Raw genomic sequence first — 20,504 nt, 5'->3', positions numbered from 1 at the left:
ACCAACTCTAAGTTCGGGTACCCGAACTTGCAAGTTAGCCGAACCTGAAGCAGGTCGGCGCACCCATGCGCATATGAATATTCCCGAATGTGATCTATTCGCCCGTCGTCCCACAGGCCGGCGCTTCTCCGGAACACTGGACGGGGTGCGGGGCGACCCGCAGCGGAACCACGGGACCACGCGTCCGATCCGCGAATCCGACGTCGAACCGAGGGAGCTTCCATGCCCACCACCGTCAACGCCTACATCGCGACCGCCGCCGACCAGCCGCTCGGCCCCACCACCATCGAACGCCGTGACCTCGGCACTAACGACGTCGCGATCGACATCGCCTACGCAGGCATCTGCCACAGCGACATCCACACCGCGCGCAGCGAGTGGGGTCGCACGGCGTTCCCGGTGGTCCCCGGCCATGAGATCGCGGGCATCGTGTCGGCCGTCGGCTCCGACGTCACGCGCCACCGTGTGGGGGACCGGGTCGGGGTCGGCTGCTTCGTGGACTCGTGCCGCGAGTGTGAGCCCTGCCGCCGCGGCGAGGAACAGTACTGCGAACGTGGGATGACCGGCACCTACAACGCTGTGGGCCGTGACGGCGAGCCCACCCATGGTGGCTACAGCACCGGCATCGTCGTCGACGAGAACTACGTCTGCGGCATTCCCGAGGGCATCGACCTCGACGTCGCCGCGCCCCTGCTGTGCGCAGGCATCACGCTCTACTCGCCGCTGCGTCATTGGCAGGCCGGACCCGGCAAGAAGGTCGCGATCATCGGGCTCGGCGGACTGGGGCACGTAGGCGTCAAGATCGCGCACGCGATGGGTGCCGAGGTCACCGTGCTCTCGCAGTCGCTCAAGAAGATGGAGGACGGCCTGCGACTCGGCGCCGACCACTACTACGCGACCAGTGACCCGGACACCTTCGAGAATCTGCGCAACGAGTTCGACCTGATCATCAACACCGTGTCGGCCAACCTGGACATCAAGCAGTACCTCGGACTGCTGGCCATCAACGGCACGCTCGTGGAGCTCGGCCTCCCCGAACACCCCATCGAGGTGCCCGCCTTCGCGGTCACGGCCAACCGGCGCAGTTTTGCCGGATCGATGATCGGCGGCATCGCCGAGACCCAGGAGATGCTGGAGTTCTGCGCCGAGCACGGCATCGGGGCCGAGATCGAGGTGATCGGTGCCGACAAGATCAACGAGGCCTACGACCGGGTGGTCGCGAGCGATGTGCGCTACCGCTTCGTGATCGACACGGCGACGCTCTGACCGTCGAGGTCACCGACCGCCGATGACCCCGCCGTTCCGGGTCGACGACGTCCGCGGCGCCCGCATCGCCTGGAACCAGACCGGGCGCGGGCCCGCGGCGATCTGGGCTCATGGACTGGGCTCGAGTGCCTACCGGCAGGAGTCATCCGGCGAATTCGACTGGCGGGCGGTCTCTTCGACGCGTCGCCTCATCCGGTACGACGCGCGTGGCCACGGGCGGTCGACGGGCGGCACGGCGGCCCACGAATACACCTGGCCGGAACTGGGGGCCGATCTACTGGGCCTGCTGGACGTCGCGGCGCCGGGCCAGCCCGTCGATGCGATCGGGGCGTCGATGGGAGCCGCGACCATCGTGTATGCGGCACTTGCCGAACCGGATCGGTTCCGGCGCCTCGTCCTCGTCACTCCGCCGACGATCTGGGGCACTCGCCGCGCGATGGCCACCGAGCGCCTCGAGTCGGCAGACCTGATCGATCGGCACGGTCTCGCCGCCTTCGAGCGGGTGGGTGCGGACGAACCGGTCTCGCCCGCGCTGGCCGAGGCCAGGCGATTTGTCGCCCCGATCGCCGTGCGCGCGTCCATCTTTCCCTGGGTGCTGCGCGGGGCCGCCGAATCGGATCTCCCGGCGCCCTCGGTACTCGCATCCCTGGAGATCCCGACGCTGGTGCTGAGCTGGACCGGAGATCATGCACATCCGGTGAGCAGTGGAGAACTCCTGGCCGACACGTTGCCGACTGCCCGATTGGCGGTCGCGGACACCCCGCACCGACTCCGTTCCTGGCCGCGGGTGGTCGCCGCGTTCTTGGACAATCCGTCCGTGGGCGCATCGTGAACGCCTTGTCGTACCGCTAGTCGCCGAGGCTTCCGTTGTTCGCGGTGGCGGACGCGTCCTTGACTGATACCCCCCAGGGGTATAAAACGGGCATATGGACCACAACCTCGACCACAGCGCGATCAGTGTCGCCGAGGGCGACCACGACCTGCACGCCCATCACACGGATTCCCACGACGGCCATTCCGGCGGTGGAGCCCATGGCGGTCACGGCGAGCACGTCGCGATGTTCCGACGGCTCTTCCTGGTCATGACGGTGCTCGCGGTCCCCGTGGTGCTCGCGAGTCCGATGTTCGCCGATCTGATCGGCTACGGATTGCCGTCGTGGGGGTGGCTGGACTGGGTGTCGCCGATCCTCGGCACGATCATGTTCGTCTGGGGCGGGCGCCCCTTCCTCACCGGCGCCGTGAGCGAACTACGTTCGCGGACACCGGGAATGATGACGCTGATCGCGCTGGCCATCAGCGTGGCCTTCGTGGCGTCGTGGGGGGCCACCCTCGACCTGCTGCACCACGAACTCGATTTCTGGTGGGAACTCGCCCTGCTGATCGTGATCATGCTGCTCGGTCACTGGATCGAGATGCGGTCGATATCGCAGACGACCTCGGCGCTGCAATCCCTTGCCGCCCTGTTGCCCGACGAAGCCGAGCGGGTCGTCGACGACGTGGTGCAGACGGTCTCGCCTGCCGACCTCCGGGTGGGCGACCTGGTCATCGTGCGGCCCGGCGGACGCGTGCCCGCCGACGGCGAGATCGTCTCGGGCACTGCGGAAGTCGACGAGTCGATGATCACCGGGGAGTCGACGCTGGTGAGCCGCACGGTCGGTGACCGGGTGGTCGCGGGAACGGTCAGTGCCGACACCGCCATCCGGATCCGGGTCGGTGCGGTCGGCGACGACACCGCGTTGGCAGGTATCCAGCGCCTCGTGTCCGACGCCCAGAACTCGTCGAGCCGTGCGCAACGTCTCGCCGATCGTGCCGCGGGTTGGCTGTTCTGGTTCGCGCTCGGGACCGCTCTCGTGACCGCGATCGCCTGGACCGCGGTCGGTCAGTCCGACAACGCGGTCATCCGCACCATCACGGTGTTGGTCATCGCCTGCCCCCACGCCCTCGGCCTGGCGATCCCCCTGGTGGTGGCCATCGCCACCGAACGGGCGGCCACGATGGGAGTGCTGGTGACCGATCGGGTGGCGCTGGAGACCTTGCGCCTCGCCGACGTGGTGCTGTTCGACAAGACCGGAACCCTGACCCGCGGTGAGCCTGCGGTGGTTCGCGTCGTGACCGGGCAGGCGATGTCGGAGGACGAGGTGATCGCGCTCGCCGCGGCCGCCGAGTCCGACAGCGAGCATCCGCTCGCGAAGGCCGTGCGACGCGCGGCAATCGATCGCGACGTGATCGTGCCTGCGGCGCAGAACTTCTCGTCGAGTGCCGCGGTCGGCGTCCGCGCCGAGGTGGACGGACGTGAAGTCGCGGTGGGCGGACCGCGTTTGCTCGTGGAGCGTGAGCTCACCGCGCCGGACGATGCCGCCGAACTCGTCGGCCACGGCAGCACGGTCCTCTACGTCGCCGCCGACGGGGTCGTGGTGGGCGCGATCGCGCTCGCCGACGAGGTGCGGCCCGAGTCGGCCGAGGCGGTCCGAGCGCTCGCCGACCGGGGCGTCGAAGCGGTGATGGCCACCGGTGACGCGCGCGACGTGGCCGAACGGGTGGCCGCCGACCTCGGCATCGAGCGCGTCTATGCGGGCGTCCGTCCCGAGGACAAGGAGTCCATCGTCGCCGACCTGCAGGCCGAGGGGAGCACCGTGGTGATGGTCGGTGACGGCGTCAACGACGCACCGGCCCTCGCGCGCGCCGATGTCGGCGTCGCGATCGGTGCCGGCACCGATGTCGCGATCGGGTCGGCCGGGGTGGTGCTGGCAGGCGACGATCCGCGCACCGTGGTCTCGGCGATGGTCCTGTCCGGACAGGCGTACCGCAAGATGCGGCAGAACCTCTGGTGGGCGGCCGGCTACAACCTGCTCGCCGTCCCGCTCGCAGCCGGTGTGCTGGCCCCGATCGGTTTCGTGTTGCCCATGGCCGTCGGTGCGATCCTGATGTCGGTCTCGACCGTGGTGGTCGCGCTCAATGCGCAACTGCTCCGTCGGGCTGATCTGTCGGTGCACTGACCGCGGCTCCCCTCGCTGCATGGAACGGCGTATGGTTTTCGACTGGGAATCGAAAACAGGTCGCCGTGGTTGATCCTCACATCGACGTTCCCCCCGCGAGAGGTGCGAGATGGCCCAGAACGAGATGAGCCGTGACCAGCGTGACGAGACGCGTGCCGACTTCGTGGTGGTCGGCGCCGGGGTGGCCGGACTGACCGCGGCCCTGCGGGCAGCCGAGGCCGGATTGCGCGTGGTGATTCTGACCAAGGGGCCCGCATGGCATCCCGATCGCGCCGAACAGGCGACCTCGACCTTCTATGCGCAGGGCGGGATCGCCGTGGTCGAGCCCGGTGACCCGACGGACTCGGTCGACCTCCATCTCGCGGACACACTGGGCGCCGGGGCGGGCCTGACGGATTCGCGGATCGCCCGACCCATCCTCGACGACGGGTGGTCTGCCGTGTCCGGTCTGATCGGCTGGGGTGCCGAATTCGATCGCGGGCCCGGCGGCGACCTGCTGCGAACCCGTGAGGGCGGCCACTCGGTACGCCGCATCATCCACGCCGGCGGCGACGCGACGGGTGCCCAGGTGCAGCGTGCTCTGGAGCGCAGGCTACGGGCCGCGTCCCGATCCCTGGCGATCACCGGCCACGACGACGCGGTCGCCACCGCGATCCTGCGTGCCAACGGTCAGACGGTGGGTGTCGCCTACCGGCAGCGGGGGCGAGAACGCGTCGTCCATGCGCCGACCGTCCTGCTCGCCACCGGTGGCAGCGGTCACCTCTATGCCGCCACAACCAACCCGTCCGGCGCGACCGCCGACGGCATCGCTCTCGCGTTGCGGGCCGGGGCCGTCGTCGCCGACATGGAGTTCATCCAGTTCCATCCGACGATGCTGTTCGTCGAGGGTGCGCGTGGTCGGCGGACGCTGATCAGCGAGGCCGTGCGTGGTGAGGGTGGCCGTCTGGTCGACGTCGACGGCGACCCGGTGACCGCCGGGGTGCATCCGATGGGTGATCTCGCGCCGCGCGACGTGGTCGCCGATGCCGTCGAGACGAGGATCGCCGACTCCGGCCATCCGTGCGTGTATCTCGACGTCCGGTCGATCGCCGACTTCCCGACCCGATTCCCCACGGTGACCGAGGGCGTCGCCGACGCCGGGCTCGACGTGACCGCCGGCCTGATCCCGGTGGTGCCGGGTGCGCACTACCAGTGCGGCGGCGTACTCACCGACGTCGACGGCCGGACCGCCGTGCCCGGTTTGCTGGCCGCGGGTGAGGTCGCGCGGACCGGGCTGCACGGCGGGAACCGGCTGGCGTCGAACAGCTTGCTGGAGGGACTGGTCATGGGCCGCCGGGCTGCCGCGGTGGCCGTCGGCCGTCGAGGCAGGCGGGCCGGTGAGGGCGCAGCCGCGATGCCGGGGATGCACCCGACGATGCCACGGAAAGAGCTGCAGGACAGTATGTCCCGATCCGTCGCGCTGCGCCGGGACGCCGATGGCCTCGACCGCGTCGCCACGGCGCTGAGCCGAATCCCGGACCGGGCGGCGATCACCGATACCGACATCGAAGACGCCGCGCTGACGTTGACCGCCACGGTGGTCGTGGCGGCGGCGCGAGCGCGCACCGAATCGCGCGGCTGTCACACGCGCATCGACCATCCGCACACCGACCCGCAGGCGCGGACACGGTGTTTCGGCTGGCTCGACGGTGAGCTCACCGAGTGCGACGGCAGCGAGACCATCACCCGCATCCACGTGCCGGTGCCCTGAGCCGGCGGCCGACCGGTCGCGGTAACGTCGGCGACCATGACCGCGCCCGGACGAGTCGTCGTCGACCTCGGCCACATCCGTCTGCATGCCCTCGCCTGGGGGGAGCCCGACGCGCCGCTCGCCATCTGCCTGCACGGATTCCCGGATTCCGCGTGGACGTGGCGACACCTCGCCCCCGAGCTCGCGGCGGCCGGCTATCGAGTGGTCGCACCGTTCACCCGCGGGTACTCCCCGTCGGAGGTCCCGGTCGACGGCGACTACCACGTGGCGGCACTCGCCCACGACGTCCTCGCGCTGCATCGCGAACTCGGCGGCGACGATCGGGCGGTCCTGATCGGACACGACTGGGGCGCGCTCACCGCGCATGCGATCCTCGCCCGCGACGACCACCCGTTCCGGCGCGTCGTCGCGATCGCCGTGCCGCCGATCGCCGCCATGCGGCAGGCGGGGACGTCGGTGCGTGCGCAGCTGCGTCTCATCCCACGACAGATGGCGATGAGCTGGTACATCGGTTTCAACCAGATCCCGTTCCTCCCGGAGCGGGTTCTCGGGTGGCTCATCCCGACCCTCTGGCGGCGGTGGGGGCCGTCCCCGGACGTCGACGACGTCGACAACGCTCTGGCCACGGTGCCGAACCGTGCACACGGATCGGCGGTCCTCGGGTATTACCGGGCCATGCTGCGACCTCGCGTCGACGCCCGATATGCCGACCACGCCTCGGATTGGCTGCGGCCGCCTCGGACACCGCTGCTCTACCTGCACGGCGTGCTGGACGGATGCATGCAGGTGGCCTTCACCGACGGATTGACCGAGTTGCTGCCGACGGGCAGTGAGGTCGCCCGGATCGATCACGCAGGCCACTTCGTCCATCTGGATCAGCGCGATCGGGTGCATCGCCGCATCGTCGGCTTCCTCGGTTCGTGAAACCGGGGTCCGGTGCCCCGGGGCACACCGGTGGTCGGGCCCGGCGCACAATCGACCCCATGTCGCGTCCCGTGGTCCAGCCCGATCAGGTCTCGTTCACCGGCGTCGACGGGATCACGCTGCGAGCCGACGAGTGGCGGCCTGCCGCCGGTGCGGCCGGCCCGACGATCGTGCTCCTGCACGGTGGCGGACAGACCAGACACTCGTGGAAGCAGACGGGCGAGTTCCTGGCGGCTGCCGGCGCTCATGTGGTGTCGCTCGACACGCGAGGTCACGGCGCCAGCGATTGGTCGCCGAGCGGTCGGTACAGCCTGGAACTGTTCACCGGCGACGTCGTCGCGGTGGTCGAGCAGATCGGAATGCCGGTGACGCTCGTCGGTGCCAGCATGGGCGGGCTCAGCAGCATCGGCGCGGCTGCCGAACTCGGCTCCGAGAGAGCACGCGCTCTGGTGCTCGTCGATGTGGTCCCGCGCTACGACCAGGCCGGGAGCGCCCGGATTCGCGACTTCATGACCGACAACGTCGGTGGATTCGACACGCTCGAGGACGCGGCCGACGCGATCGCCGCGTATCTTCCGCACCGGGCCAAGACCTTCCACCCGGAGGGCCTCAAACGGAATCTGCGTGCAGGTGAGGACGGTCGCTGGTACTGGCACTGGGACCCGGCGTTCGTGACGTCGAAACCGGGCGACGACCGATTCGTGCGGGCCGAACATCTGGAGGAGCAGCTCGCGTCGTTGACGGTCCCGATCCTGCTGATCCGCGGCAAGCTCTCCGACGTCGTCCCCGAGGACGCGGTGGCCGGGTTCCGCGAGGTGGTCCCGGCCGCCGAGGTGATCGAACTCGCGGACGCCGCCCACACCGCCGCCGCCGACGACAACGACGCCTTCACCCAGGTCGTGCTCGACTTCATCGGTGCACACCATTAGTGGTGCCCCATCGACAGTGGTGCCCCATCGACCGCCGCCGTGACCATCGGCCCGACATCCGGCGCGGCGACATGGGCCGCGTCTATGGCGGGGACGGTCGATTCCTTCGTAGACTGGCCGCCGGGGAAGCGTCGGGAGCGCACGGACCGTTGGCCGAGAGTCGTCTCGTCTGCGGCACGGTCACAAACGGGGGCAAGTTGTCTTGATCGATTGCACATGCGCGTGAAGCGCGAAGGAGAGGCCGGATGAACGGCGAGGGTTGCTGGTCGACGGTCGTATGCACGCCCGCAGAGCGTGCCGCGCTGGGGCTGACGGGGCAGTCGGAGTGGTTGCTGCACTGCCGGCTCGCGGCGGGGCATCAGGGCAATCATGCGACCGACGCGAGCATCCGTCCGCGGGCCGACCGCCGACTGTGGCTCGAATGGAATGACTTCGACGATCACGCGCAGTCGCTCATCGAACGCAACCCGTGCTCGGTGCGGTCGCCGCAGGGTGCTGCGTGTCTGTACTTCGAGAGTCACGGCGGCGCGCATCTCTTCGCGCCGTCCAACGGTCACGCTCCGACCGCGGTTCGCGGACCCCGGCCGACGGGGCAGGCCCCGGCGCAGGGCCCCGGGCAGTCCGGCGAGATCCCTCGGCCGATGCCCAGGCCAGGGCCTCCTGCGCCGCGGACGCCCGCGCCACCCACGCATCCCGGACAGGTCCCGCAGCAACCCGACCGCATGCGGATGACGACCGACACCCATATCCCGGTCGTCCGGACGGCGACTCCCGAATCGGCCAACCAGGCATCGGCCGGCCAGGAATCGGCCGCCCAGGGATCGCCGTCGCAGGACGCGGCCCGAACGGGCGGACGGCCGGCCTCGCGGCCCGCTGCCCCGGTGTCCGGCGCCCACGCCAACGCGGGTGGTCGGCACGACGGGTATCGGCCGGGGCGCCGCTCCACCGATGCCGAGCCGCCTGCCCCCGCTGGGCCCCGACCGGGAAGTCGTCACCGGCTGCCGGATGCCGCCGACTCCGGTACTCCACAATCGCCGCGATCGCCTGCCGGTCCGCCGCTCAACCCGAATCCGTCGGTGTCGCCACCGCCCGCTTCGCCACCGCCCGCATCCCCGCCGCCTGCATCCCCGCCACCCGCTTCTCCATCGGCTCAGGCACAGGAGCCGGACCAGAAGCCCGCGGCGACGTCTCAGCCGACCGACTCGTCGGCGACCCCCGCCCACGCTGTTGCCACGCGGGCAACGTCGCCGACGCCCGCGCCGGGTCGGGGTGACACCGATCTCGCCGCAGCTCTGAGTGAGGTCGCCGCAGCCCTGGAGAACCTGGCCGCAGCAGTGCGCGCATCGCGTAACGCATAGAACACGCCGTCCGTGGAGGTCGGCCGGTACCGGGCTGATCGATGGATACCCTATGGGGGTACCGGTATCTGGCCCGGACTGGTATACCTGTAGGGGGTATTGGTAACCCGTCGACGTCGAGAGGATTGCACCGATGGAGCATGCACAGCACGGGTACATCGGCCGCAAGGACGACTACCTGCGGAGACTTCGCCGTATCGAGGGGCAGGCCCGGGGGTTGCAGCGAATGGTCGACGAGGAGGCCTACTGCATCGACATCCTGACCCAGGTCTCCGCGATGACCAAGGCTCTACAGGCCGTCGGACTCGGCCTCCTCGAGGAGCACATGAATCACTGTGTCGTGAATGCGGCACAGGAGAGCGATGCCGCGGGCCAGGAAAAGGTCGACGAGGCGATGCAGGCGATCACGCGCCTGGTCCGGTCCTGACCGGGCCACGTCGACGCCGGCCACCACAACCGCAGCCATCACGACGCCGGCCACCACAACCGCGGCCATCACGACCGCAAGGAGGGATTCTTCATGACCACCAGCACCTTTACCATCAGTGGCATGACCTGCGGACACTGCGTGGCGTCCGTTCGCGAGGAGATCGGTGAGATCTCCGGTGTCGATCGTGTCGAGGTGACCCTTGATACCGGTGCGGTCGAGGTCGTCAGCGATCGTGTGCTGGACCGGGACGAGATCGCGGCCGCGGTCTCCGAGGCCGGCTACCGACTCACATGACCACCGGAACCCGGATCGTCGGCTTCCTGATCGCGATGGCGGCGGTCTTCGCTGTCGCGTTCGGGGTCGGACGAGCGGTCGATCCGTGGGGTGGTGACGCCCCCGCGGGACCTCCGGGCGTCCACCAGCAACACACGGAGTAGCGAGATGTCGGACACCATCGAGCGGATCGACCTCGACATCGACGGCATGACCTGCGCGTCGTGCGCGAATCGCATCGAGCGCAAACTGAACAAACTCGACGGCGTCAGCGCGACGGTCAATTACGCCACCGAGCAGGCGCACGTCGAGTTCCCGTCCACCCTCGACTCCGCGGATCTCCTCACGGTTGTCCGCGGCGCCGGATACGACGCGACCCCGGTCCCTGCCCTCGGGGACCCGCCGGACGCCACCGACGACGCGCAGCGGGACGGTCCCGAGGACCGCGACCTCCGCGGATTGCGGCAGCGGCTCATCGTGTCGGCGGTGCTCACGGTCCCGGTGCTTGCCCTCGCGATGGTGCCGGCGTGGCAGTTCACCTACTGGCAATGGCTCTCGCTCACCCTCGCCGCGCCGGTCGTGGTGTGGGGTGCCTATCCGTTCCATCGCGCGGCATGGATCAATCTGCGCCACGGCACCACCACGATGGACACCCTGGTGTCGATGGGGACGCTGGCGGCGTTCACATGGTCGCTCTACGCGCTGTTCCTCGGGACCGCCGGGGAGCCGGGGATGCGGCACGGGTTCGACCTCATCGCCTCGCGCGGCGACGGTGCGGGGAACATCTACCTCGAGGCGGCGGCGGGCGTCACCACATTCCTGTTGGCGGGCAGGTACTTCGAGAAGCGTGCCAAGCGTCGCGCCGGGGATGCGTTACGGGCTCTACTCGACCTCGGGGCCAAGGATGTCGCCGTCGTGGTGGACGGAGTGGAGCGACGAATCCCGGTGTCGGAGTTGTCGGTCGGCGACGAGTTCCTCGTCCGGCCGGGTGAGAAGATCGCCACCGACGGAGTGGTGGTCCAGGGCACTTCGGCGGTCGATGCGTCGATGATCACGGGTGAATCCGTACCGGTGGAGGTCGCCGAAGGTGACGGCGTGACCGGCGCCACGGTGAACGCCGGCGGCCGACTGGTGGTGCGCGCGAGCCGGATCGGCGCGGACACCGCCCTCGCGCAGATGGCGAGGATGGTCGCCGACGCACAGGCGGGCAAGGCGGAGGCGCAGCGTCTGGCCGACCGTATCTCGTCGTTCTTTGTACCCGCTGTCATCGCGATTGCCGTTGCATCACTGGGGTTCTGGCTCGGAGCGGACAGTGTGTCGGGTGGGTCCGGCGGCGTCACATTCGCGTTCACCGCTGCGGTTGCGGTTCTCATCATCGCCTGTCCGTGCGCACTCGGACTGGCCACGCCCACGGCTCTGATGGTCGGGACCGGTCGGGGTGCGCAACTGGGGGTGCTGGTCAAGGGACCCGAAGTACTCGAGACCACCCGACGCGTCGACACCATCGTGCTCGACAAGACCGGCACCGTGACCACGGGCGAGATGACCGTCGAATCCGTCACCGTGGCCGACGGGGATGCCGGCGAACAGCTGTGCCGGGATCGGGTGCTGATCGCGGCGGCCGCCGTCGAGGCGGGCTCGGAGCACCCGATCGGTACCGCCATCGTCGTGGGGGCTGCGCAGCGGTCGTCGGCGCCGCTGCCGCCGGTGAGCGGGTTCCGGGCGTCCGAGGGCTCCGGCGTCGTCGGACTCGTCGACGGTGTCCGCGTCGAGGTCACGAGTCCGCGCCGCCTGGAAGATGCATTGCCCGAACGACTTTCCCGTGCTGTCGACGGTGCGCACCGGACCGGTTCCACTGCTGTCGTGGTGTCCTTCGACGGCCGGGCGGTCGGTGTCGTCGTCGTCGGGGATCGCATCAAGCCGTCGTCGGCCGCGGCGATCGCCGAATTCCGGCGGATGGGCCTGACACCGGTGCTTCTCACCGGCGACAATGCCGGCGCGGCCGGACATGTCGCGCGGGCGGTCGGTATCGATCGGGTGATCGCCGAGGTCTCACCTGCGGACAAGGTGTCCGCGATCGAAGACCTCCAGTCACAGGGGCATTCGGTGGCAATGGCCGGCGATGGCATCAACGACGCCGGGGCGCTCGCGCAGGCCGACCTGGGACTCGCGATGGGCACCGGGACGGACGTGGCGATCCAGGCGAGCGACCTGACCGTCGTCAGCGGCGACCTCTGGGCCGTCGTCGACGCGATCCGTCTTGCCCGGCGCACGCTGGCCACCATCAAGGGCAATCTCTTCTGGGCATTCGCGTACAACATCGCCGCGATTCCGGTGGCCGCGGCCGGGCTGCTCAACCCGATGCTCGCCGGCGCGGCGATGGCACTGTCGTCGGTGTTCGTGGTGGCGAACAGTCTTCGACTGCGACGCTTCCGTCCGCATCCCCGCTGACCCTCATCCCCGCTGACCCTCGCGCACCGAACCCGGGGAGAACTAGAACAGGTTCTAGTGCATCGTCTACTCTGTGCGCATGGCAGGTTCTGAGATCCCCGACACGATCGCGCTGGACTCGGTGGAGTCCTTCTCCGACGACGTCGACGTGCTGGTCATCGGGTGTGGTGTCGCAGGCGGGAGCGCGGCGGTGGAAGCGGCGGCAGCCGGGGCCAGGGTCCTGGTCCTCGAACGCGCGGCCGCGGCAGGCGGTACCAGCTGTATGGCGGGTGGACATTTCTACCTGGGTGGCGGCACCGCGGTGCAGCACGCCACCGGGCACGACGACAGCCCGGAGGAGATGGAGAAGTACATCACCGCGGTGTCCCGTGAGCCCGAGCCGGACAAGATCCACGCCTACTGCTTCGACAGCGTCGAGCACTTCAACTGGCTCGAGGGCCTCGGGTTCGCTTTCGAGCGCAGCTTCTACCCGGAGAAGGCCGTCATCCAGCCACAGACACAAGGGCTGATGTTCACCGGCAACGAGAAGGTGTGGCCCTTCAAGAACATCGCGACGCCTGCCCCGCGGGGGCACAAGGTGCCCGTACCCGGCGATACCGGCGGTGCGTCGATGGTCGTCGACCTCCTGGTCAAACGTCTCGCCGAGCTCGGCGCCGAGATCCGCTATGAGACCGGCGCACGGCAACTCGTGGTCGACGAGTCGGGCAGCGTGGTCGGTGCGACGTGGAAGCGTCCCGGTGAGGAAGGTGTCATCCGGGCGCGGTCGGTCGTCATCGCCGCGGGTGGCTTCGTGATGAACGAGGAGATGGTGGCTCGCTACGTGCCGCATGTCGCCGAGAAGCCGTTCACGCTGGGCAGCACCTACGACGACGGGCTGGGCATCCGGCTCGGCGAATCGGTCGGGGCGGCGCTCAAGCACATGGACCAGGCGTTCGTCACCGCGCCGATCTACCCGCCGAGCATCCTGCTCACCGGCATCGTCGTGAACAGCAACGGTGACCGCTTCGTCGCCGAGGACTCCTACCACTCGCGGACCTCGGGATTCGTGATGGATCAACCGGATTCTGCCGCGTTCCTGATCGTCGACGAAGCGCACATGAAGCGCCCGGAGGTCCCGCTGATCAACCTCATCGACGGTTGGGAGACGGTCGCGGAGATGGAATCCGACCTGGGCATCCCAGAAGGTCGACTCCAGAAGACCCTCGCCGAGTACAACGCGAATGCGGCGAAGGGTGAGGACCCGGACTTCCACAAGTCGGCGGAATTCCTGGCACCCCAGGACCAGGGGCCGTGGGGTGCCTTCGATCTCAGTCTCGGCAAGGCGATGTACTCGTGCTTCACCATCGGCGGGATGGCGACGTCGGTCGACGCCGAAGTGCTCGACAGCGAGGGCGCGCCGATCGCCGGGCTCTACGCCGCGGGTGCCTGCGCGGCCAATCTCGCTCAGGACGGCAAGGGCTATGCGAGCGGAACGCAGCTCGGAGAGGGCTCATATTTCGGCCGGCGTGCCGGCCGGCACGCGGCTCACCGTTCGGAGGTTGTGACCGAAGGATGACGTCCCGGTCCGACCGGGGCCATACGTGTGCCTCGTGAGGTATCAAGGGGTGTGACCACCACCGCTCGTTCATCCGCCCACCTCTGGGCGGCCGCCCTGGCCGGCATTGTCGCTGTCGGCGCGGGGCTCGGGATCGGCGAACTCTTCGCGGTCATGGTGGCTCCGGGCGCCTCGCCCTATTTCGCCGTCGGCTCCGCGGTCGTCGACCACACGCCGGACGGGATACGTGAGTGGGCGATCGGTACGTTCGGAACGTCCGACAAGCTCGCGCTCTTTGTCGGCATGGGCGTGATCATCGCCGCGATTGCTGCGGGTTGCGGTGTCGCCGAACGACTTCGGCCGCCCACCGGTGCCGTGATCGTCGCCGTCTTCGGTGTGGTCGGGGTCATCGCCGCTCTGGAGCGTCCGGACTCCCGGTGGACATTCGCGATCCCGTCGGTCGTCGCAGGGCTCGTGGCGGTGATCGTCCTGCGGATCCTGGTCGGCATGCTGCGCAAGGCCGGGGACACCATCGCTCACACGACCGGCGCCGAGGTCGGCGAACAGTCACCACCGGACGGTGTTGGCCGTCGGTTCCTCCTGGCCGCCGGCGGGATCGCCGTCCTGGCCGTTGCCGCCGGGGTGGTGGGTAGGCGTGTCCTCGCCGACACCACGCGTACTGTCGTCGACCGCACCAAGGTGCTGCTGCCCGTCCCGCGGTCGGCGGCACCACCCGTACCCGTCGCGGCCGATCTGCGGATCCCCGGCGCGACGCCCTTCGTCACCACGAACGACGATTTCTACCGGATCGACACGGCCCTGCAGGTCCCCAGTCTCACCACCGGGGATTGGTCGCTACGGATTCACGGCATGGTCGACAACGAGATCCGGATCGGTTGGGATGAGCTGCTGGCCATGCCGATGACCGAGCGGATGGTCACCCTGACCTGCGTGTCCAATGTCATCGGCGGTGACCTGATCGGCAACGCGCGTTGGCTGGGAGTGCCGATGAAGACGCTTCTCGACCGGGCCGGAGTGCAGCCCGGTGTCGACATGCTCTTGTCGACGAGTGCCGACGGATGGACCTGCGGCACGCCGGTGTCGGTGGCCACCGACGGACGAGATGCGTTGCTGGCCATCGGGATGAACGGGGCTCCGCTGCCCGTCGAGCACGGATACCCGGTCCGGCAGGTGATCCCGGGCCTCTACGGCTATGTGTCCGCGACCAAATGGGTGGTCGACTGGGAGCTCACCCGATTCTCCGACGCCAAGGCCTACTGGACCACCCGCGGATGGTCGGCCCTGGGCCCGATCAAACTGGCATCCCGGATCGACCGACCGGACTCCCGGTCGGAACACGCGCGCGGCGAGGTGGTGATCGCCGGAACCGCGTGGGCACAGCACACCGGGGTCGCATCGGTTGATGTGCGTATCGACGACGGAGCCTGGCAGCCCGCGCAACTCGCAGAGGAATACTCGGTGGACACCTGGCGTCAGTGGCGGTTCACCTGGAACGCGACGCCGGGTGACCACACCGTGACCTGCCGCGCCACCGACAAGAACGGTCGCGCGCAGGTCGAGACGTACGCGTCGCCGGTCCCGGACGGCGCCACCGGACTCGACTCGCGGACCTACACGATCACCTGATCGGACGAGTCCGCGCGGATGACGACCCCGCGCATTTGCCCGAGTGGACCAATTCGGTCGGTCGTGCCCGATACACTCTGCACACTTTGTGTCGTGCGAGTGGTTCGAGGGCGAGTGGGTGTAGGGCGAGTGCGTCGGGTTCTGTTGTCGCTGACGGTGTTTGCGTCGGTCGGGCTGTTTCTCCAGCCGGGTTTCCAGCCCGGCTCGGCGCATGCCCTCGGGATCGGGGGCATCCAGTTCCCCGACATCGATCCGCCGGTTTCCATCGGTGATCAGCACCTGACCCGCACGAAGCCGGATTGGTTGCCGCCCAGCCTCGGGGAGAACGCGTCGGTGATCATGGTCCCCGGAACCACCGACTACGACGGCTCCGATCAGATGGCCCGAACGGATGGCATCGGCTTCTACGATGCACCTGACGGTCGTTACTACGCGCCCCCGATCACCACCGTCGACTACCCGGCGGCGTTCGGCCTCAAGGTCTTCGGTCTCCAGATCGATCTCGCCGGCGTCGGGACGTTCAACGACTCGGTCGACGCCGGGACCGCGACGGGCGTCGAAGATGCCTACGCGGCCTGGCAGAAGCAAGGCCGACAGGGCACGGTGATCGTCAACGGCTACTCCCAGAGCGGGCCGGTGGCGATGAACATCGCCTACGAACTGCACAAGGATTACGTCGGCGGAGTCGACGGCGCCATCCCGGATCAGAATGTCGTCGTGGTGGTCGGGGCGGACTCGCGATTCCCCCACACAGGCGTGGAGAACGTCGTCCCGAGCTTCATGGACGGGATGTACACCAACGGCGACCGGGATCCGGCCGACACCGGTGACATCAAGGTCATCTCCTACTGCGTCCAGGGCGATGCCACGTGCGGGGTCGGCAACCCGTTCGCCGACCCGATCGGCACCTTCTTCTACCTGATTCCGGGCTTCTACACGCACGCGTTCCTCGAGAGCCATGTCAACGACTACACCCCGATCAAGACCTGGCACAGCGACGACGGCAACACGACCTACGTGGTGCTCAAGGGCGACGGTGGTGGCAACCCGTGGGGGATGATGCTGCGCGACGTCGGCATCCCCGTACCCGAGGAAGTCGACGAGGCGCTGAACACCCTGATCCCCGTCCCGATGCCCGGGGAGCAGGCCGAGATCGGCGGCCATGCGATACCGACGCCGCGGGAACTCCAGGAACAGATCTACCAGCGGCTCGGCTGGACGGTCCCGGCGACCGACCCTGACGTGCTCGACAAGACCGACGTGCCCACCCACGCGCGCGAACGCGCAGGTGCGGACCCGGCCGCGAACACCGACGACACTGACGGCCGATCTCAGCAGTCCGCAGGCCAGACGGAGTCATCGGACGGTCCGGACGGGTCCTCGGTCACCGCGAGCGACGTGCCGAACGAAGAGCCGAACGAAGAGCCGAACGAAGAGCCGACCGAAGGCGCCACCGAGACGCCCACCGGTCGGACCGAGGAGGATTCGTCGACCGGCCAGGACCAGTCGTCGAACGACCAGACCGGTTCAACCGGCGACGGCGCCGCGGGACGTGCCTCCGACGACACCTCCTCGCAGACCGAATCGAACGGCGCGGACAGCGACTCGGTATCCGGCGACACCTCGGCAGCGGGCGACACCTCGGCAACAGGCGACACCTCGGCAACAGGCTCGACGTCGGGGCAGTCGGCGTCGCGAGAGTCCGATTCCGGTAGCGGCGACGACTGACGTGGATCGGCGTCGTCGAACTATGCTGCATCGGTGATTGAACACGGTTAAACTCTGCGCACCGACCCTCCCGAGATCGAGGTCACCATGCGTCGAGTTCTGTTGTCGCTCTGTGTTTTCCTGGCGGTGGTGGGTCAGGTGGGCTCGGCGCACGCCATGTCGATCGAACCCGTGCCCCGGCCCGGCGTCGAGGTTCCGGCGTCGTGGCCCCAGGCCCCGCAGATCCGGTCGAAGGCGGCGTGGTTGCCCACCGGCCTCGGCGACAACGCGACGGTCATCCTGGTGCCGGGCACCGGCGACGCGGACGGCGCGGACCAATGGCGCAGGACCGTCGACATCGGTATGTACGACACCGCCGCCGGCGAGTATGACGCCGGGAAGGTCGTGATCGTCTCGTACCCGGCGGCGTTCGGATTCGACCTGCTCGGGATCCCGATCCACCTCGTCGGCGATGCAACCTACAACGAATCGGTGGATGTGGGCACGGTCGGGACCGTCGAGGCGGCCCGTGCCGCCTACGCCGCGAATCCGGATCGGATGCTCGTCCTGAACGGTTACTCACAAAGCGGCCCGATCGCATGGAATGCCGCCTACCTCCTGCACAAGGACGGCACGATTCCCGATGAGAACATGGTGGTCCTTCTCGGCGCCGACACCCGATTCCCGAATACCGGTGTGGAGGTCGTGGTGCCGAGTTTCATTCCCGGTCTGTACACCAACGGCGCCCGCGACGAGAGCGACACCGGCGGCGTCACGGTGATCTCGTACTGCGTTCGGGGCGACTCGGCCTGTGGTCTCGGAAATCCGCTCGTGCACCCATTCGAGACCGCCTTCTATCTGTTGCCGGGTTTCTACATCCACGGCGCCGACGGCGACTACGTGAACCAGTACACCGAGGTCGATCGTTGGACGGTGGGAAACACCACCTACGTGGTCCTCGACGGAGGCAATCCGTGGGGCATGCTGCTGCGTGGTCTCGGCGTGCCGGTGCCGACCGAGTTCGACACCGTGCTCAGCGCGCTGGTCAGGGTGCCCATGCCGGGTGAACAGAGCACGGTCGCCGGCTTCGCCGTGCCGACCCCGCGTGAGATCCAGGAGCAGATCTTCGCGGCCGTCGGTGTGAAGCTCCCGGTCACCGACCCGGACGCGCTGGAGGCGCAGTCCTCGACCGCCGTCACGACGCAGTCCCGCGTCGAACGAGTCGCCGCGGTGTCCGGACCCGAGTCGTCGTCGCGGTCGCAGGAGCGGGATGTGACGGCACCCGGCGCGCCGACGGGTGTGACCGTAGCTGCCGCAAGCGGATCCGCACCCGAGGCGGATGGGTCCGCCGCTGACGACCCACGGGCCTCGCATTCGACGAGTGCCGACTCTGCGCGCGAGGACCCGACATCGGTGGGCGACGTCGACGACACGTCGTCACCAGGTGACGGTTCGACGAACGGTCCCGACGCCGTATCCGCGGAGCCGCAGGTCGCGACGTCGACCGGAGGCGCGTCGGAGTCGGACGAGGCCACCTCCGGACCGTCGCGTTCGTCCTCGCTCACCGCATCGGCGGAGTAGCCGCGGTTGCCGGCCCGGATGTGCGACCTGGACAAGAGACTGGACAACTGTCCAGTTGTAGTGGAACATGTTCGGTCAAGGAGAAAGTGACCAATCTGACTGCGTCGCCCCCTTCAGGTGAGCCCATGCTATGTTCGTCGCACGTTTTTGTGAGCCGGGTGACAAATGCACTGCTCCCGGTGCATCACGGCCGACGCGGACGTGATGCAGGCATCGACCGCGGGGTGTCCGGTCTGCCCGGTGTGAACCAGACAGGGTGAGAACTATGAGTGTGGGTGTCGTGCGCGAGTCTGCCGCGGGCGAACGCCGAGTGGCGTTGGTCCCCAAGGTGGTCGGCTCGCTGGTGGGTAAGGGCGTCCCGGTGATCGTCGAATCGGGTGCCGGTCTGGGGGCGTTGATCCCCGACGAACACTATGTCGAGGCGGGCGCCACCATCGGCGATCCGTATTCGGCCGATGTGGTGGTGCGGGTTGCGCCACCGTCGGATGACGAGATCGGCAGATTGCGCAGCGGGCAGAAGCTGATCGGCTTCCTGGCACCCCGCAATGCCGACAACCAGATCGGCGCGCTCACATCCGCGGGTGTGGAGGCGTATGCGGTCGAGGCGATCCCGCGGATCTCGCGTGCGCAGGTGATGGATGCGCTGAGTTCGCAGGCCAACGTCTCGGGCTACAAGGCGGTCATCGCGGCGGCCGATCTGTCCACCCGGTATTTCCCGATGATGACGACGGCGGCCGGCACGGTGAAACCTGCCACGGTGCTGGTACTCGGCGTGGGCGTCGCAGGGCTGCAGGCATTGGCCACGGCCAAGCGGCTCGGCGGCCGTACCACCGGATACGACGTGCGTCCGGAGGTGGCCGAGCAGGTGCGCTCGGTCGGTGCGCAGTGGCTCGATCTCGGTATCGACGCAGCCGGTGAGGGCGGGTACGCCCGTGAGCTCACCGACGACGAACGTGCCCGCCAGCAGCAGGCTCTCGAGGATGCGATCAAGGGTTTCGACGTGGTCATCACGACCGCGTTGGTGCCGGGTCGGCCTGCGCCGCGGCTGGTCACCGCCGCCGCGGTGGAAGGCATGAAGGCCGGCAGTGTGGTGGTCGATCTGGCGGGCGAGACCGGTGGCAACTGCGAGCTGACCGAACCCGGCGAGACCGTCGTCAAGCACGACGTCACCATCACGTCGCCACTGAATCTGCCTGCGACGATGCCCGAGCATGCGAGCGAGCTCTATTCGAAGAACCTGCTCGCTCTGATCGAGTTGATGCTCGACGACAACGGTGCTTTCGCACCGGATTTCGACGACGAGGTACTCGCCGGGGCCTGTGTCACACGTGAGGAGGCAAAGGCCTGATGTACAACGAACTTCTCGCGAACATCGCGATCCTGGTGCTGGCCGGGTTCGTGGGTTTCGCCGTGATCTCCAAGGTGCCCAACACCTTGCACACCCCGCTCATGTCGGGCACCAACGCCATCCACGGGATCGTCGTGCTCGGTGCACTGGTGGTCCTGGGCTCGTTGCCCGCCGACGCCAACTGGGGTGTGCGCATCATCGCGTTCGTGGCGCTGGTGTTCGGAACGCTCAACGTGGTCGGCGGTTTCGCGGTCACCGACCGCATGCTCGGCATGTTCAAGGGTAAGAAGGAGACCGCCAAGTGAGCGCG

The 20,504-nt window shown here is 68.5% G+C and carries 17 protein-coding genes; all 17 read left to right on the top strand.

What is annotated here, in order from left to right; genetic code table 11:
- The first annotated feature begins 222 nt into the window (after positions 1 to 222).
- The 17 genes from IDF66_RS10540 to IDF66_RS10460 all read left to right on the top strand — a co-directional run bounded on the left by IDF66_RS10540 (position 223) and on the right by IDF66_RS10460 (position 20,499).
- The gene (locus IDF66_RS10540) at positions 223 to 1,266 is read left to right on the top strand and encodes an NAD(P)-dependent alcohol dehydrogenase (RefSeq protein ID WP_190266794.1); all 1,044 of its coding nucleotides are present in this window, start codon (positions 223 to 225) and stop codon (positions 1,264 to 1,266) included.
- A 22-nt stretch (positions 1,267 to 1,288) separates the two neighbouring features.
- Positions 1,289 to 2,098: an alpha/beta fold hydrolase gene (locus IDF66_RS10535; protein ID WP_190266793.1), complete on the top strand. Its 810-nt coding sequence runs from the start codon at positions 1,289 to 1,291 to the stop codon at positions 2,096 to 2,098.
- Between the two features lie 94 nt (positions 2,099 to 2,192).
- Positions 2,193 to 4,262: a copper-translocating P-type ATPase gene (locus IDF66_RS10530; RefSeq protein WP_190266792.1), complete on the top strand. Its 2,070-nt coding sequence runs from the start codon at positions 2,193 to 2,195 to the stop codon at positions 4,260 to 4,262.
- 109 nt (positions 4,263 to 4,371) lie between these two features.
- Positions 4,372 to 6,012, top strand: a complete 1,641-nt coding sequence (nadB, locus tag IDF66_RS10525; RefSeq protein WP_190266791.1) for an L-aspartate oxidase — start codon at positions 4,372 to 4,374, stop codon at positions 6,010 to 6,012.
- A gap of 36 nt (positions 6,013 to 6,048) precedes the next feature.
- Entirely contained in the window at positions 6,049 to 6,936 is an 888-nt protein-coding gene (locus tag IDF66_RS10520; protein WP_190266790.1) for an alpha/beta fold hydrolase, read from the top strand.
- Between the two features lie 59 nt (positions 6,937 to 6,995).
- On the top strand, positions 6,996 to 7,865 hold the full coding sequence (locus IDF66_RS10515) for an alpha/beta fold hydrolase (RefSeq protein ID WP_190266789.1): 870 nt from the start codon (positions 6,996 to 6,998) through the stop codon (positions 7,863 to 7,865).
- Between the two features lie 245 nt (positions 7,866 to 8,110).
- Entirely contained in the window at positions 8,111 to 9,223 is a 1,113-nt protein-coding gene (locus tag IDF66_RS10510) for a hypothetical protein (RefSeq protein WP_190266788.1), read from the top strand.
- 133 nt (positions 9,224 to 9,356) lie between these two features.
- On the top strand, positions 9,357 to 9,650 hold the full coding sequence (locus IDF66_RS10505; protein ID WP_161060733.1) for a metal-sensitive transcriptional regulator: 294 nt from the start codon (positions 9,357 to 9,359) through the stop codon (positions 9,648 to 9,650).
- A 93-nt stretch (positions 9,651 to 9,743) separates the two neighbouring features.
- Positions 9,744 to 9,947: a heavy-metal-associated domain-containing protein gene (locus IDF66_RS10500; RefSeq protein WP_190266787.1), complete on the top strand. Its 204-nt coding sequence runs from the start codon at positions 9,744 to 9,746 to the stop codon at positions 9,945 to 9,947.
- A complete protein-coding gene (locus IDF66_RS10495; RefSeq protein ID WP_164308135.1) occupies positions 9,944 to 10,090 on the top strand; it encodes a hypothetical protein in 147 nt (48 codons plus the stop codon). Before IDF66_RS10500 ends, IDF66_RS10495 begins: the two co-directional genes overlap by 4 nt.
- Before the next feature lie 4 nt (positions 10,091 to 10,094).
- Entirely contained in the window at positions 10,095 to 12,377 is a 2,283-nt protein-coding gene (locus IDF66_RS10490; RefSeq protein WP_190266786.1) for a heavy metal translocating P-type ATPase, read from the top strand.
- A gap of 79 nt (positions 12,378 to 12,456) precedes the next feature.
- Entirely contained in the window at positions 12,457 to 13,932 is a 1,476-nt protein-coding gene (locus IDF66_RS10485) for an FAD-binding protein (protein ID WP_164308137.1), read from the top strand.
- A 51-nt stretch (positions 13,933 to 13,983) separates the two neighbouring features.
- On the top strand, positions 13,984 to 15,558 hold the full coding sequence (locus IDF66_RS10480; protein WP_317628652.1) for a molybdopterin-dependent oxidoreductase: 1,575 nt from the start codon (positions 13,984 to 13,986) through the stop codon (positions 15,556 to 15,558).
- A 129-nt stretch (positions 15,559 to 15,687) separates the two neighbouring features.
- Positions 15,688 to 17,286, top strand: a complete 1,599-nt coding sequence (locus IDF66_RS10475) for an alpha/beta hydrolase family protein (protein WP_190266785.1) — start codon at positions 15,688 to 15,690, stop codon at positions 17,284 to 17,286.
- Positions 17,287 to 17,373: 87 nt separating this feature from the next.
- Positions 17,374 to 18,846: a PE-PPE domain-containing protein gene (locus tag IDF66_RS23775; RefSeq protein ID WP_223309411.1), complete on the top strand. Its 1,473-nt coding sequence runs from the start codon at positions 17,374 to 17,376 to the stop codon at positions 18,844 to 18,846.
- 265 nt (positions 18,847 to 19,111) lie between these two features.
- The gene (locus tag IDF66_RS10465; protein ID WP_164308140.1) at positions 19,112 to 20,194 is read left to right on the top strand and encodes a Re/Si-specific NAD(P)(+) transhydrogenase subunit alpha; all 1,083 of its coding nucleotides are present in this window, start codon (positions 19,112 to 19,114) and stop codon (positions 20,192 to 20,194) included.
- Entirely contained in the window at positions 20,194 to 20,499 is a 306-nt protein-coding gene (locus tag IDF66_RS10460; RefSeq protein ID WP_124708935.1) for an NAD(P) transhydrogenase subunit alpha, read from the top strand. Before IDF66_RS10465 ends, IDF66_RS10460 begins: the two co-directional genes overlap by 1 nt.
- The last annotated feature ends 5 nt before the right edge of the window (positions 20,500 to 20,504 follow it).

It is taken from the genome of Gordonia hankookensis (assembly GCF_014673215.1).
Lineage (GTDB): Bacteria > Actinomycetota > Actinomycetes > Mycobacteriales > Mycobacteriaceae > Gordonia > Gordonia hankookensis.
The sequence above is the reverse complement of the archived record's forward strand: the minus strand, read 5'-3'. Positions and strand labels throughout refer to the sequence as shown.